The organism is Bradyrhizobium sp. CCGB20 (assembly GCF_024199855.1).
Lineage (GTDB): Bacteria > Pseudomonadota > Alphaproteobacteria > Rhizobiales > Xanthobacteraceae > Bradyrhizobium.
This window is the reverse complement of record NZ_JANADN010000001.1, coordinates 8,987,829-9,002,343: the sequence shown is the minus strand read 5'-3', so window position 1 is coordinate 9,002,343 and position 14,515 is coordinate 8,987,829. Positions and strand designations below refer to the sequence as shown.

Genomic DNA, 14,515 nt, shown 5'->3' with positions numbered 1-14,515 from the left:
CTCCTCAGGATGAGGCTAAGCGACATCGGGGCTCGTCGACATCGTTGCCGCACATTCCGCCCTCATCCCGAGGAGCCCGCGCAAGCGGGCGTCGCGAAGGATGGCCGCAGGGAATTTGGTCTGATTGAGTTTGCAATGTTGATGACACTGCCCCGCTTCACCGACGCGGAAAGCTTCCGCGCCTGGCGCTCCGATTCCTCGCAATGGCTGCCGATCGCGCTCGACATCGCGCGCGATCATGGTCTCGACGCCAGCGCACCGCATGTATTTGCAACCGGCACCAACCTCGTCGTCGGGCTCGGCGAAAAATTGATCCTGAAGATCTTCCCGCCGCTACTCCGCGCACAATTTGTCTCCGAGCGCGGCTCGCTGACGCAGCTCAAGGGCCGCCTGCATCTGCCGATCCCCGAGATCGTCGCGGAGGGGATGCGCGACGGCTGGCCCTATCTGATCATCACGCGGCTATCAGGCACGCTGGGCTCGGAGGCGTGGCCGCAACTGGCGGAAGATCAGAAGGAGCGCCTGCTGCGCCAGATCGGCGAGACCATCGCTAGCGTCCAGCGCGCCCCGCTCGGACCGCTTGCGCAAATCGAGCCGCGCTGGGACGCGTTCATGCGTGCCCAGATACAGGGCTGCAAGGCGCGGCACACGCGCCTCGGCCTTGCGCCGAAATTCCTCGCCGGCCTCGACGATCTCCTGCGCGACGCAGAAAAGCTCATCCCGATGGACGCGCCCCCGGTAATCCTGATCGGCGAATACATTCCGGAGAACTTTTTGCTCGCCTGCCATGACGATCAATGGTCGCTCGCCGGCCTGTTCGACTTCGGCGACGTGCTGGCGGGATGGCGCGAGTACGATCTGCTTGGCCCCGGCGCCTTCATGGCCGCGGGCCGGCCGGGCAGGGTGCGCAGCCTGCTCGAAGGTTTTGGCCATGCGAAGCTCGACTACGCGCTCAAGCGGCGGCTGATGGCCCTGATGCTGCTGCACCGGGCCAGCGACCTCAACAGCCATATCTGCATCGAAGGCTGGCAGGAGCGGGCGAACGATCTGGTCGAGCTTCAGGACCTGATCTGGGCGGGCTGACCTGCCGCAAGGACTCCGTGACACCCATGCTCAAACCGGAAGCGCTCAATTTTTCAGCTTAATTTCTCGGCAAATTTGCATCTTTGTATGCAATCAGGAGGGCTGCTCAAAACACGATCAGGCCGGCGACGGTACCTAAACTGATTCAAAATCAGTGGCTTATGCGCGGAGTAACGTCTCGTTAAGCCTTGGCACGAACCTTGCGAATCCCTGTTCCAACCAGAAACTTTTGCGTTGGAGCATTTTCGATGAAGCGCCGCGATTTCCTCAAGTCCGTGTCCGGATTGGCCGCAGGCGCGGCGCTTCCGGCGATGCCACAGGTGATTTCGTCCGCCTATGCCGACGCGCGCTCGGAGACGCTGCTGATCGTCTCGGAAGGCGGCCCCAACAATCTCGACATCCACGGCGTCGGCACCAACGTGCCCGGCTATGAAGTCTCCTGGAATTGCTACGACCGCCTGATCAGCCACGAGATGAAGGCCGGCCCCGGCGGCGTGCCCTATTACGACCGCGACAAGTTCAAGGGCGAGCTCGCCGAGGACTTCAAGATCGACGACATGTCGGTCACCTTCAAGCTGCGCAAGAACGCCAAATTCCACGACGGCACGCCTGTCACCGCCAAGGACGTGAAGTGGTCGCTCGACCGCGCCGTCAGCGTCGGCGGCTTTCCCACCTTCCAGATGAGCGCGGGCTCGCTCACCAAGCCGGAGCAGTTCGTCGTGATCGACGACTACACCGTGCGCGTCGACTTCCTGAAAAAGGACAAGCTGACGATTCCCGATCTCGCCGTCATCGTGCCCTGCATCGTCAACTCCGAGCTGGTGAAGAAGAACGCCAGCGAGAAGGACCCCTGGGGTCTCGAATTCACCAAGCAGCAGACCGCGGGCTCCGGCGCCTACAAGGTGACGAAGTGGACCGCCGGCACCGAAGTCATCATGGAGCGCAACGAGGATTGGGTCTGCGGTCCGCTGCCGAAGATCAAGCGTGTGATCTGGCGCATGGTGCCGCAGGCCGGCAACCGCCGTGCGCTCTTGGAGCGCGGCGATGCCGACATCTCCTACGAGCTGCCGAACAAGGACTTCCAGGAGATGAAGGCCAACGGCAAGCTCAACGTGGTGTCGCTGCCGTTCTCCAACGGCATCCAGTATATCGGCATGAACGTCACCAAGCCGCCGTTCGACAACCCGAAGGTCCGTCAGGCGGTCGCCTACGCGTTGCCGTACCAGAAGATCATGGACGCGGTGATGTTCGGCCTCGCCAACCCGATGTTCGGCGCGCCCAAGGACAAGCCGACCGAAGTTGCCTGGCCGCAGCCGCACAAGTTCAATACCGACATGGACAAGGCGAAAGCGCTGCTGGCTGAGGCCGGCTACGCCAACGGTTTCGAGACCACGATCTCGTTCGACCTCAATTTCGCCGGCGTCAACGAGCCGCTCTGCGTGCTGGTGCAGGAGAGCTTGGCGCAGATCGGCATCAAGACCACCATCAACAAGGTGCCCGGCGCCAACTGGCGTACCGAATTGAACAAGAAGGAGATGCCGCTCTTCACCAACGTGTTCTCGGGCTGGCTCGATTATCCCGAGTACTTCTTCTACTGGTGCTATCACGGCAACAATTCCGTCTTCAACACCATGAGCTACAAGTCGGCGGAGATGGACAAGCTCATCGACGGCGCGCGCACGGCTGCCGCCACCGGTGACACCGCGACTTACGACAAGGACGTGAAGGGGTTTGTCGATCTCGCCTTCACCGACATCCCGCGCATCCCGCTGTACCAGCCCTTCGTCAACGTCGCGATGCAGAAGAACATCAGCGGCTACCAATACTGGTTCCACCGGAGGCTGGATTATCGCGTGCTGGCGAAGGGGTGAGCAATGCCGATCGCGCGCGACGAGGCCGCGACGTCGGAGGTCTTGAGTGAGGTGAGCACCGACCTCGCATTCCCTCTCCCCTTGTGGGAGAGGGTGGCTCGCCGCGTAGCGGCGAGACGGGTGAGGGGTAGCCACGAGCTCCGACCTCGCTTGGGGCTACCCCTCACCCCAACCCTCTCCCACAAGGGGAGAGGGGGCGCAGCGGAGTACGCGGCGCCATCTCATTTCCACATCAGGAGTGCCACTTCATGCTGACCATGATCGGCAAGCGCCTGATGTTCGCGATTCCCTCGCTGATCGGCGTCGTCATCGTCACCTTCCTGCTGACGCGCGCGCTGCCGGGCGATCCCGCCGCGTATTTCGCCGGTCCGGCGGCGACCAAGGAAGCTGTCGAGCAGATCCGCAAAAAACTCGGTCTCGACAAGCCGCTGATCGAGCAGTTCTTCCGCTACACCAACGATCTCGCGCACGGCGATTTCGGCAATTCGCTGACCACGGGGCAGCCGGTCGCGGCCGAGATCCGCAATCGTCTGCCGGCCTCCGCCGAGCTGACGCTGCTCGGCCTCATCGTCTCCGTCGTCATCGCCATTCCGCTCGGCGTGCTGGCGGCGACGCGACCAGGATCATGGGTTGATCATCTCTGCCGTGTCACGACGACAGCCGGCGTCTCGCTGCCGGTGTTCTTCACCGGCCTCGTGCTGGTCTATGTCTTCTACTTCCGGCTTGGCTGGTCGCCCGCGCCGCTCGGCCGTCTCGACGTGTTCTACAGCGCGCCGCCGACAGTGACCGGCTTTTATCTGATCGACACGCTGATCGCGCGCGATGTCGAGGCATTTCGTTCGGCGCTGAGCCAGCTCATCCTGCCGGCAACGACGCTCGCGATCTTCTCGCTGGCGCCGATCGCGCGCATGACGCGCGCCTCGATGCTGGCGGTGCTGGCTTCCGAGTTTGTCCGCACCGCGCGCGCCAGCGGGCTGTCGCCGTCGACCGTCATCGTCACCTACGCCTTCCGCAATGCGATGCTGCCCGTGATCACCACGCTCAGCATGGTGTTCTCGTTCCTTCTGGGCGCCAACGTGCTGGTGGAGAAAGTGTTCGCCTGGCCCGGCATCGGCTCCTATGCGGTGGAAGCGCTGATCTCGTCGGACTTCGCACCGGTGCAAGGTTTTGTGCTGACCATGGCGGTGATGTACGTGCTGCTCAATCTCGTGATCGACATTTTGTACGGCGTGATCGATCCGCGCGTGCGGTTGGAAGGGTAGGGGTGAGACATGAGCTCAGTTGCGCCTGCTGTTGAACCTGTCGGCCCCGCTCGCACCTCGGGCCTGGTCGCGATTCTCGAACAGACCCGCTACGTCCTCGGCGAGAACAAGGTCACGGGCTTTGCCTTTGCGCTGCTGATCGTGATCCTCCTCGCTGCGATCTTCGGCCCCTATGTGGTGCCGTATGATCCGCTCGCGTCCGACACGGCCGCGGCGCTGAAGCCGCCGTCGGCTGCGCACTGGTTCGGCACCGACCAATTGGGCCGCGACATCTTCAGCCGCGTCATCGTGGCAACAAGGCTCGATACCTTCATCGCGGTCGCCTCCGTCGTGCTGGTGTTCTTGATGGGCGGCCTCGCCGGCATCGCGGCGGGCTATTTCGGCGGCTGGACCGATCGCATCGTCGGCCGCGTCGCCGACACGATCATGGCGTTCCCGCTGTTCGTGCTGGCGATGGGTATCGTCGCCGCTCTCGGCAACACCGTGCAGAACATCATCCTGGCCACCGCGATCGTGAACTTCCCGCTCTATGCCCGCGTCGCGCGCGCCGAAGCCAATGTCCGCCGCAATGCCGGCTTCGTGCAGGCCGCGCGCCTGTCCGGCAACGGCGAATTCCGCATCCTGCTGGTGCACATCCTGCCGAACATCATGCCGATCATGATCGTGCAGATGTCGCTGACCATGGGCTACGCCATCCTCAATGCCGCAGGCCTGTCCTTCATCGGCCTCGGCGTCCGCCCACCGACCGCCGAATGGGGCATCATGGTCGCCGAGGGCGCGGGCTTCATGGTCTCGGGCGAATGGTGGATCGCGCTGTTTCCGGGCCTCGCGCTGATGATCGCCGTGTTCTGCTTCAACCTCCTCGGCGACGGCCTGCGCGACATCGTCGACCCCCAGCGGAGGACGTGATGGTGATCTCCAAGCACTCCACTGCGCTCCCTCCCCCCTTGCGGGGGAGGGAATGAGAGAGTCGTGTCTCCCTCACCGCTAAACTTCTTCCATAAATTATCTAATAATTTCAAATACATCTCTACTGTGCATGGGGTTGTTTTCGCCAGTTTGAGTGACGGGAGCCCCTCATGACCGCCCAGCCCCTGCTCGACGTCCAGGACCTCACCGTCGAATTCACCACCCGCCGCGGCATCGTGAAAGCCGTGCAGCACGTCAACATCTCCGTCGCCAAGGGCGAGACGCTCGCGATCGTCGGCGAGTCCGGCTCCGGCAAGTCGGTGACGTCCTACGCGGTGATGCGCATTCTCGATCGCGCCGGTCGGATCGCCGAGGGTTCGGTGATGTTCTCCGGCATCGACGTCAAGGCCGCGACCGAAGACCAGATGCGCGACCTGCGTGGCCGCGAAGTCTCGATGATCTTCCAGAACCCGCGCGCGGCGCTGAACCCGATCCGCAAGGTCGGCGACCAGATCGAGGACGTGCTGCGCACCCATGTGCAGCAGGCGATGGTCTCGGACCACGGCGAAAAGGCGATCGAGGCGCTGGAGCAGGTCAAGATCGCCCGCCCGCGCGAGCGCTACCACGCCTATCCGTTCGAGCTGTCCGGCGGGATGTGCCAGCGCGTCGTCATCGCGCTCGCGCTTGCCTGCAATCCACAATTGCTGATCGCGGACGAGCCGACCACGGGTCTCGACGTCACCACGCAGAAGGCGGTGATGGATCTAATCGTCGAACTGACCAGGCGACGCGCGATGTCGACCATCCTGATCACGCATGATCTCGGTTTGGCCGCCGCCTATTGCGACCGCGTCGTGGTGATGGAGAAGGGCCGCGTCGTCGAGACCGCCAAGGCCGCGGACATCTTCGCCAACCCGCAGCACCCATATACGAAGAAGCTGATGCGCGCGACGCCGCGCCTTGGCGTGTCGTTGCGGGATTTGTTGCCGGAGGAGGAGGGCGCTTCGCAATCCTCATCCGTCATGGCCGGGCCTGACCCGGCCATCCATCAGCCCTCGCAAGACGAGGTGAAGAAAAGCGAGAAGCCCCTCCTCCTCATCGAAAAGCTCGTCAAGGAATACCCGCGCCAGGGCGCCACCGCCACGCTCGGAAAGCTGTTCGGCCGCAAGCCCCCCGTGGAGCCCGACGTGTTCCGCGCCGTCGACGGCATCAGCTTCTCGATCGGCCACGGCGAGAGCGTCGGCCTCGTCGGCGAATCCGGCTGCGGCAAGTCGACCACGTCGATGATGGTGATGCGGCTGCTCGACCAGACCTCCGGCCTGATCCGGTTCGACGGCGAGGACATCGGCGGCATCACACCGGCCTCTTTTGCCCGGCTGCCGCAGCGCAGCCGCATCCAGATGGTGTTCCAGGACCCGACCGACAGCCTCAACCCGCGCTTCACCGCCGCGCGCGCCATCGCCGACCCGCTTCTGCAGCTCGGCGACATCAGGGGACGCGACGCGCTACGCGCCCGCTGCGAGGAGCTGGCGACCATGGTCGGGCTGCCGCACAACCTGCTGGATCGTTTCCCGCACCAGCTCTCCGGCGGCCAGAAGGCCCGCGTCGGCATCGCCCGCGCCATCGCGCTGCACCCGAAACTCGTCATCCTGGACGAGCCGACCGCGGCGCTCGACGTCTCGGTGCAGGCGGTCGTGCTGAACCTGCTCCAGGACCTCAAGGCGCGGCTAGGTATGAGCTACCTGTTCGTCTCGCATGATTTGAATGTAGTGCGCTTGTTGTGCGATCGTGTCATTGTGATGCGGACGGGGCGGATCGTCGAGGAAGGCACTTCCGAGAAGGTCCTGAGCGATCCGCAGGACGACTACACCAAGGAGCTGCTGACGGCGATCCCGCATCCGCCGTTACCGGTGCACTGAGACATTGTTGGGAGCGTCATGGCCGAGCCGCTGGACGACTATATCGACGCCGTATCGAAAGCGCTGGCGCTGCCGGTCGAGGAGGTCTGGAGGCCTGCGGTGCGTGCCAATCTCGAAGTCTCGCTGCGGCTTGCCCGCTTGGTCGACGAATTCGCGCTGCCGGACGAGACCGAGCCCGCGCCGATCTTCACGGCTTGATGCTGCCATGACCACCAAGCCAGAGATGACGGCCGCCGAAATCGCGAGCGCGGTTGCGGGCGGCAAGATGTCCGCCCTCGATGCCACCGAATCCGCCCTCGCGCGCATCAAGCAGCACGACACCATCCTCAATTCCTTCACCGACGTCACCGCCGATCGCGCCCGCTCGAAGGCTCGTGCGATCGATGCCGACATCGCCGCCGGCAAGGAAGTCGGCCCGCTCGCCGGCGTACCCTTCGCGGTGAAGAACCTCTTCGACGTTGCGGGGCTTCCGACGCGGGCGGGCTCGAAGATCAACCGCGACCTCGCGCCCGCCAAGCGTGACGCGACACTGATCGAGCGCATGGAAGCCGCCGGCGCCGTGCTGGTCGGCGCGCTCAACATGGGTGAATACGCCTACGATTTTACGGGCGAGAACGTCCATGACGGCCCCTCGCGCAATCCGCACGACACCACGCGGATGACCGGCGGCTCGTCCGGCGGTTCGGGCAGCGCCGTCGGGGGCGCCCTGGTGCCGATCGCGCTGGGCTCCGACACCAATGGTTCGATCCGCGTGCCGTCCTCCTTCTGCGGCATCTTCGGCTTGAAGCCGACCTATGGCCGGCTGTCGCGGGCGCGCTCGTTCCCGTTCGTGGCGAGCCTCGATCATCTCGGGCCGTTCGCGCGCTCGGTCACCGATCTCGCGCTCGCCTATGACGCGATGCAGGGGCCGGATGCCGACGATGGCGCCTGCACGACGCGTGGGCTGGAGCCGACGCTGCCGCTGCTCGCCAATCCGGTTTCGGACCTGCGCATCGCGATCGCCGGCGGGTACTTCCAGAAGAACGTGTTCCCCGAAGCCGTCGAAGCGGTCAGCCGCGTCGCCAAGGCGCTGGGCACGACGAAGGTGATCGATGTGCCCGAAGCCGCGCGTGCCCGCGCGGCGGCCTATGTCATCACCACCACCGAGGGCGCCTCGCTGCATCTCGATCGCCTGCGCAAGCGCCCGAACGATTTCGATCCGGCCGTGCGCGACCGGCTGATCGCCGGCGCCATGGTGCCGGCGCCGCTGGTCGACCGCGCGCAGAAATTCCGCCGCTGGTATCGCGCCCAGCTCGCCGAGATCTTCAAATCCACCGACGTGCTGATTGCGCCGGCCACGCCCTGCACGGCGCCGAAGCTCGGTCAGGTGAATTTCACGCTCGACGGCGTCGAGCTGCCGGTGCGTGCCAATATCGGCATCCACACCCAGCCGATCTCCTTCATCGGATTGCCCGTGGTCGCGGTTCCCGTTCCGCTGGAGCCGCTGCCGATCGGCGTGCAGATCATTTGCGCGCTCTGGCGCGAGGACATCGCGCTGCGCGTCGCCTACGCATTGGAACAGATGGGCGTGGTATCAGCGCCCAGCCCAAGAGGAATCTAAAATGGAGATCGATCTCCCCGACGTGATCGCGGAAGTGAAGGCCGCGTTCGAGCGCTATGAGCAGGCCCTCGTCACCAACGACGTCGCCGTGCTCGGCGAGCTGTTCCGCAACGATCCGCGCACGCTGCGCTATGGCATCGGCGAGAACCTCTATGGCTATGAGGCGATCTCCGGCTTTCGCGCCGGCCGCTCGCCGGTCGGCCTGAACCGCCGCACCGCCAAAACCGTCATCTCCAGCTACGGCCGCGACACGGCCGTGGCCTCGACTTTGTTCTATCGCGATACGGCTCCCGGCAAGGTCGGCCGGCAGATGCAGACCTGGATTCGCTTCCCGGAGGGCTGGCGCGTCGTTGCCGCCCATGTCAGCATCATCGGTGAGTCGCAAGAGACCTGATCGTATGACGCTTGACGATCTTCCGCAGGGAGTATTGCCGGCCGAGCCGGTGGTGCCGCGCGTCGACCGGGCACAGCCCAGCGTGCACAAGATCACGCGCGCCGAGGAATTGCGGCTTCAGCTCGCCGACGAGATCGTGCGCGGAACCCTGGCGCCCGGTGCGCCGCTGGACGAGACCGACATCGCGCGGCGCTTCAGCGTCTCGCGGACCCCGGTCCGCGAAGCGCTGCGCCAGCTCGTGGCAAGCGGTCTCGTCGAATCGCGCGCCCATCGTGGCGCGGTGGTGGCGCAGCCCTCGGTCGAGCGTCTCACAAGCATGTTCGAGGCGATGGCCGAGCTGGAAGCGCTGTGCGCCGGCCTTGCCGCCGAGCGCATGTCCGCTGCCGAGCGCCATGGCCTCGAGGCCATCCACGAAGAGCTGCGCGTTCTCAGCTACGCCGGCAATCCCGATCGCTTCCACGAGGTCAACGAGCGCTTCCACAACGCGATCTATGCGGGCTCGCAGAACGGCTACATCGCCGAGATCACGCTGGCGACGCGTGTCCGCGTGCAGCCGTTCCGCCGCGCCCAGTTCCGCAATCTCGGCCGGTTGGCGAAGTCGCAGGCCGAGCACGATCGCGTCGTCGTCGCCATCATGCGCGGCGACAAGCAGGGCGCCGCCGCCGCGATGCGCGCGCATATCGAACTGGTGCGCGGGGAGTACGAGATTTACGCGGTGTCGGTGTAGCGCCGCACGCGCGGTGCCGTAGGGTGGGCAAAGGCGCGACGCGCCGTGCCCACGATCTTTTCCAATTGATGGGGATGGTGGGCACGCTTTGCTTTGCCCACCCTACGAGACCTACGTCGTGGCGACTTCCTTGATGTACGCGCGCCAGCCGCCGTACGCGGTGATGTCGCGCGCCTCGCCCAGCACCTCCGGCTCGACGAGAAACCCCTTCACGCTGCGGCCATCGGCCAGCCGGATCGTGCCGATCGCCATCGGCGCGGGGATCGCATTGACGAACTTGCCGAAGGCGGATGACGACAGCGACCAGATCTCCAGCGCGATCGCAGCGCCCGTTCCCGCCTCGACGCGCAGCATGCCCGGCTTCGGCGGCGTGGTCTTGAGCGCGTAGAGCTTGTAGTCCGGCGCGGTCCTGGTCGCCTCGATCAATCGCCCGTCCAGCGCCGTCAATTCGCCGTTCAGCGCCATGCCGGAGAGATGAGCGCCGACCACCGCGATCGGAATCTCATCACTTGTGACTGAAGGCAGCGGTGCAAGCGGTGCTTGCGCCACGCCCTTCGCGCCGACGGTCAGTTTCGTATCGGCATGAAACACGCGGCCGATGCTGGCAAGCAGCGCATCACGTCCCGCGGGCGCAAGCAGCGTGATGCCGAACGGAATGCCGTCGGCGCGCATCGATGCTGGCACGGCGAGGCCGCAGAGATCGAGCAGATTGACGAAATTGGTGTAGGTGCCGAGCCGGCTGTTGAGCTCGATCGGATTGGCCAGCACCTGCGCGGTCGTATAGGCGGTCGGCGCGGTCGGCAGCACCAGCGCGTCGATATTGGCAAATGTCCGCTCGGCGATCTTGCGCAGGCCCTGCAAACGGTAGAGTGCAGAGAACGTCTCCGCCGCGGTGAGCCGCGCACCGGCCGCCGTGATCTCGCGCGTCACCGGGTGGATGGTGTCAGGCGCGGACGCCAGCAGGTTCTTGATCACGAGATAGCGCTCGGCGACCCACGGTCCCTCATAAAGCAGCCGTGCCGTCTCGTAGAACGGCTCGAGGTCGAACTCCACCAGTGTCGCGCCGAGCGCGGTCCAGCGCTTCAGCGCCTCGGCGTAAGCGACTTCCGCCTTCTTGTCGCCGAAGAAGATCAGCTGTCCGTTGCGCGGCACGCCGAGTCGCAAGTTTGCCGGAAACGGCGTGAGCGCGCCGAGCGGCCGGTCGCGCGAGAACGGATCGGCCTGGTCCGGTCCAGCCATCACCGACAGCGCGAGCGCGGTGTCGTCGACCGTCAACGCGAATACCGAGATGCAGTCGAGCGTGCGGCAGGCCGGCACGAGGCCCGCATTCGAGATCATGCCAAGGCTCGGCTTCAGGCCGACGATGTTGTTGAGCATCGCCGGCACGCGCCCGCTGCCGGCGGTGTCGGTGCCCAGTGACAGCGGCACGAGCCCGGCGCCGACGGCGACCGCCGATCCCGAGCTCGAGCCTCCGGGAACGAGATCCTCGCGAATCGAATTCTTGGGAATGCCGTAAGGCGAGCGCACGCCGACGAGGCCGGTTGCGAACTGGTCGAGATTGGTCTTGCCGACGATGATGGCACCGGCCGCGCGCAGGCGCTCCACCGCGGTCGAGTCATGCGCCGGCGTATACGAGAACGCCGGGCAGGCCGCGGTGGTCGGAAACCCCAGCGCGTCGATATTGTCCTTCACCGCGACCGGCACGCCGTAGAGCGGCAGGCTCGCGGCATCCTTGCGCGCGCCAAGCTTCTCGGCTTCCGCGATCGCGTCCGTCTCGTCACGCAGGCTGATGAAGATCGCGGGATCGTTGTGATCGCGGATGCGCTGATAGGTGCGCGCAATCGTCTGCGCAGGCGTGCTCGTGCCCGCGCGATGCGCGGCCACAATCGCGGTGATCGTTTCAGGCTGCTCAGCCCCCATGGCAACAAAACTCCGGCAACAGGTCTCACCCGGATTGAAGCAAGCGGTGTGCCATTGTGTACAATATCCGGGCAGGCGCTATGCCTCAGATATTATCGTAGGATCAGTGGCTTGAAAGATATTTCGACGATTGATTGAGCCGTCCTGCCAGCGCCCCGATACGGGCATCTGCGTAAATATTGGGCAGCCTTGATCAGGTGAAGCCGGCGAGGATCTGGAGCAGCCGCTCCCTGTTCTCCTTGCCGATCTTTTCCTCGACATGCCGCTCGTGCTCGGCGGCGAGGAGCTTGAATTTGGCAAGGGCCCTCTCGCCGGGTGCGGTGAGGTGCAGTGCGTGGGAGCGGCGGTCCGCCTTCGACTTGATCCGCTTCACCAGCCTGCGCTGTTCGAGGCTGTCGAGCAGATGCACCAGCCGGGCGCGCTCGATGCCGAGCCGCTTGGCCACCGCCATCTGCGACAGGCCGGGATTGGTGCCAATCACCGTCAGCACCGAATATTGCGTCGGCCGGATGTCGACCTCGCCGAGCGTCTTGATGAAGTCCTGGAAGATCCAGATCTGGAAGCGCCGCACCGCATAGCCGGCGTGGCCGACCAGCGCATCGAGGCCGATCTCGTCCGTATCGTCCGGCCGCGCGGCGCCGTTGCCGGCGCGTTTGCGCGGGGAGGGGCGGGTGTCGGCTCGGGCTGCGCTGGCTGTCACATCGTGTCTCCTGCCGCGCAACCTTAGCGCCTCGACGGCCCAACCGGAAGATTGTTGTTGACGACAACAATTGTCGTGCCCAACATTATGGCCAAAGCAGCCCGGAACGAGGCCGCGGCCGGTCCGGATGTCCGGCGAGGAGGAAACCATGACAACCGCCCCAAGCGGTGACGCTTCGAGCCTGTTTGCAACGCCGAAGACCATTGCCGAGCATCGCGCCGACGGCAGCATCGTGCTGCGGTCGCCCGAGCCCTTGCGCGACAGCGCGCGTTGCATCGGCGACTGGCTGGAGCAATGGGCGCGGCAAACGCCGGATACGATCTTCCTCGCCGAGCGTGACAGCGCCGATATGCCCTGGGCCACCGTGACCTACGCGGGAGCCCTGCGGCGGGTGCGCGCGGCGGCGTCCTGGATCTTGACGCAAAGCCTCAGCGCGGAGCGCCCCGTTGTCATTCTCTCCGACAACAGCATCGATCACGCGCTGCTCGCGCTGGCTGCCCAGCATGTCGGTGTGCCCTCGGCGGCGATCTCGCCGGCCTATTCGCTGATGTCAAAGGACTTCGACAAGCTCAAGAGCATGATCGCGCTGCTTGAGCCTGGCGCGATCTACGTCTCCTCGACAAAGCAGTTTGCAGCCGCGCTGGCTGCGATCAAGCCGCTGCACAGCGCGCAGATCATCAGCGGTAATGCTGGCGATGCCGATGCGCTTGCTTTCCGTACCGTCGCGGCAACGCCTGAGACGCCTGACGTCGCCGAAGCCGTCGCCGCGGTGACGCCTGATACGATCGCAAAGTTCCTGTTTACCTCGGGCTCGACCGGCACGCCAAAAGCCGTCATCAACACCCAGCGCATGCTGACCTCGAGTCAGCAGGCCAAGGCGCAGACCTGGACGTTTCTCGAACAGGGCGGCGGCGAGCTCGTGATCCTCGATTGGCTGCCCTGGAGCCATACCTTCGGCGCCAACCACAATTTCAATCTCGTGCTGCGCAACGGCGGCTCGCTCTATATCGACGGTGGCAAGCCGGCGCCCGGTCTCTTCGCGACGTCACTCGCCAATCTGAAAAGCGTGATGCCGACAATCTATTTCAACGTGCCGCGCGGTTTCGACATGCTGATCGCAGCGTTGCGCGGCGACGCGGAACTGCGCCGCCGTTTCTTCAGCGAGGTGAAATTCGCCTTCTATGCCGGCGCCGCGCTGCCGCAGAATCTCTGGGACGCGCTCGAACAGCTGTCGATGGAGACGGTTGGCCGCGCGCTGCCGATGGTCTCGGCCTGGGGCTCGACCGAGACCTCGCCGCTGGCGGCCGACTGCCACTTCCTCGCGGAGCGCTCCGGCAATATCGGCGTGCCCATTCCCGGCACCGAGCTGAAGCTCGTCACCACCGGCGACAAGCTGGAGGTGCGCGTTCGCGGCCCCAACGTCACGCCGGGCTATTGGAAGGCGCCGGAGCTGACCAGCCAGGCCTTTGACGAGGAGGGCTTCTATCTGATCGGCGATGCCGTGAAGCTTGCCGATAGCGCGCGGCCGGAGCGCGGCCTGTTCTTCGACGGCCGCGTTGCGGAAGACTTCAAGCTCAATTCCGGCACCTGGGTCAGCGTCGGCACGCTGCGCGTTGCCGGCATCGCCGCGCTGGCGCCGCTGGCGCAGGACATCGTCGTCGCCGGCCATGGCGGCGACGAGGTGCGCTTTCTGGTGTTTCCGAACATCGCAGCATGCCGCGCGCAATCAGGTCTGCCCGAGACGGCAGGCGTGAACGAGGTGCTGGCGCATGACAAGGTCCGGACCGCGATCTCGCAGGGCCTGGCAAAACTGAAGCAGCAGGGCGCCAACTCCTCCGGCCATGCGACGCGCGCGCTGCTACTCGCCGAGCCGCCATCAGTGGACGGCGGCGAGATCACCGACAAGGGTTACATCAACCAGCGCGCCGTGCTGACGCGCCGCGCCGTTGCGGTGGCGCGGTTGAATGACGAGGCGTCGGCGGAGTGGGTGGGTCTGTAACGGGCGAGGTAGCGAAGCCACACTCCGCTGTCATTCCGGGGCGCGCCCCTTGGCGCGAACCCGGAATCCATTTCATCGCAGAGGGTGTTGCACGATGGATTCCGCGCGCGCCCCGGAATGGCGAGCGGGAT

Annotated in this window: 12 protein-coding genes; 10 read left to right on the top strand and 2 right to left on the bottom strand. The window is 65.2% G+C overall.

Annotated features, from left to right (window positions below; translation table 11 throughout):
* The first annotated feature begins 135 nt into the window (after positions 1–135).
* The 9 genes from NLM15_RS42460 (at position 136) to NLM15_RS42420 (ending at position 9,765) form a co-directional block, all read left to right on the top strand.
* The gene (locus NLM15_RS42460; protein ID WP_375166921.1) at positions 136–1,083 is read left to right on the top strand and encodes an aminoglycoside phosphotransferase family protein; all 948 of its coding nucleotides are present in this window, start codon (positions 136–138) and stop codon (positions 1,081–1,083) included.
* 248 nt (positions 1,084–1,331) lie between these two features.
* Positions 1,332–2,954, top strand: coding sequence for an ABC transporter substrate-binding protein (locus NLM15_RS42455; RefSeq protein WP_254123936.1), 1,623 nt, complete (start codon positions 1,332–1,334; stop codon positions 2,952–2,954).
* A 248-nt stretch (positions 2,955–3,202) separates the two neighbouring features.
* Complete coding sequence (locus tag NLM15_RS42450) at positions 3,203–4,216, top strand: ABC transporter permease (protein ID WP_254123935.1); 1,014 nt, start codon at positions 3,203–3,205, stop codon at positions 4,214–4,216.
* Between the two features lie 9 nt (positions 4,217–4,225).
* Positions 4,226–5,125, top strand: coding sequence for an ABC transporter permease (locus NLM15_RS42445; protein ID WP_254123934.1), 900 nt, complete (start codon positions 4,226–4,228; stop codon positions 5,123–5,125).
* Between the two features lie 170 nt (positions 5,126–5,295).
* Entirely contained in the window at positions 5,296–7,044 is a 1,749-nt protein-coding gene (locus NLM15_RS42440) for an ABC transporter ATP-binding protein (RefSeq protein WP_254123933.1), read from the top strand.
* An 18-nt stretch (positions 7,045–7,062) separates the two neighbouring features.
* Positions 7,063–7,242: a DUF4089 domain-containing protein gene (locus NLM15_RS42435; RefSeq protein ID WP_254123932.1), complete on the top strand. Its 180-nt coding sequence runs from the start codon at positions 7,063–7,065 to the stop codon at positions 7,240–7,242.
* A gap of 7 nt (positions 7,243–7,249) precedes the next feature.
* Positions 7,250–8,644: an AtzE family amidohydrolase gene (locus NLM15_RS42430; RefSeq protein ID WP_254123931.1), complete on the top strand. Its 1,395-nt coding sequence runs from the start codon at positions 7,250–7,252 to the stop codon at positions 8,642–8,644.
* Position 8,645: 1 nt separating this feature from the next.
* On the top strand, positions 8,646–9,038 hold the full coding sequence (gene hpxZ, locus NLM15_RS42425; RefSeq protein WP_254123930.1) for an oxalurate catabolism protein HpxZ: 393 nt from the start codon (positions 8,646–8,648) through the stop codon (positions 9,036–9,038).
* 4 nt (positions 9,039–9,042) lie between these two features.
* Entirely contained in the window at positions 9,043–9,765 is a 723-nt protein-coding gene (locus tag NLM15_RS42420) for a GntR family transcriptional regulator (RefSeq protein ID WP_254123929.1), read from the top strand.
* Between the two features lie 111 nt (positions 9,766–9,876).
* Here NLM15_RS42420 and atzF read toward each other — a convergent pair whose 3' ends face one another.
* Entirely contained in the window at positions 9,877–11,685 is a 1,809-nt protein-coding gene (atzF, locus tag NLM15_RS42415) for an allophanate hydrolase (RefSeq protein ID WP_254123928.1), read from the bottom strand.
* A gap of 193 nt (positions 11,686–11,878) precedes the next feature.
* Entirely contained in the window at positions 11,879–12,385 is a 507-nt protein-coding gene (locus NLM15_RS42410; RefSeq protein ID WP_254123927.1) for a MarR family transcriptional regulator, read from the bottom strand.
* A 148-nt stretch (positions 12,386–12,533) separates the two neighbouring features.
* On the opposite strand from NLM15_RS42410, the gene NLM15_RS42405 reads away from it, so the two are divergent.
* The gene (locus NLM15_RS42405; RefSeq protein ID WP_254123926.1) at positions 12,534–14,384 is read left to right on the top strand and encodes a feruloyl-CoA synthase; all 1,851 of its coding nucleotides are present in this window, start codon (positions 12,534–12,536) and stop codon (positions 14,382–14,384) included.
* Positions 14,385–14,515: the final 131 nt, after the last annotated feature.

Coding starts and splice junctions, on each gene's coding strand:
- NLM15_RS42460 (WP_375166921.1), top strand. CDS start 136: ATGTTGATGACACTGCCCCGCTTCACCGACGCGGAAAGCTTCCGCGCC.
- NLM15_RS42455 (WP_254123936.1), top strand. CDS start 1,332: ATGAAGCGCCGCGATTTCCTCAAGTCCGTGTCCGGATTGGCCGCAGGC.
- NLM15_RS42450 (WP_254123935.1), top strand. CDS start 3,203: ATGCTGACCATGATCGGCAAGCGCCTGATGTTCGCGATTCCCTCGCTG.
- NLM15_RS42445 (WP_254123934.1), top strand. CDS start 4,226: ATGAGCTCAGTTGCGCCTGCTGTTGAACCTGTCGGCCCCGCTCGCACC.
- NLM15_RS42440 (WP_254123933.1), top strand. CDS start 5,296: ATGACCGCCCAGCCCCTGCTCGACGTCCAGGACCTCACCGTCGAATTC.
- NLM15_RS42435 (WP_254123932.1), top strand. CDS start 7,063: ATGGCCGAGCCGCTGGACGACTATATCGACGCCGTATCGAAAGCGCTG.
- NLM15_RS42430 (WP_254123931.1), top strand. CDS start 7,250: ATGACCACCAAGCCAGAGATGACGGCCGCCGAAATCGCGAGCGCGGTT.
- hpxZ (WP_254123930.1), top strand. CDS start 8,646: ATGGAGATCGATCTCCCCGACGTGATCGCGGAAGTGAAGGCCGCGTTC.
- NLM15_RS42420 (WP_254123929.1), top strand. CDS start 9,043: ATGACGCTTGACGATCTTCCGCAGGGAGTATTGCCGGCCGAGCCGGTG.
- atzF (WP_254123928.1), bottom strand. CDS start 11,685: ATGGGGGCTGAGCAGCCTGAAACGATCACCGCGATTGTGGCCGCGCAT.
- NLM15_RS42405 (WP_254123926.1), top strand. CDS start 12,534: ATGACAACCGCCCCAAGCGGTGACGCTTCGAGCCTGTTTGCAACGCCG.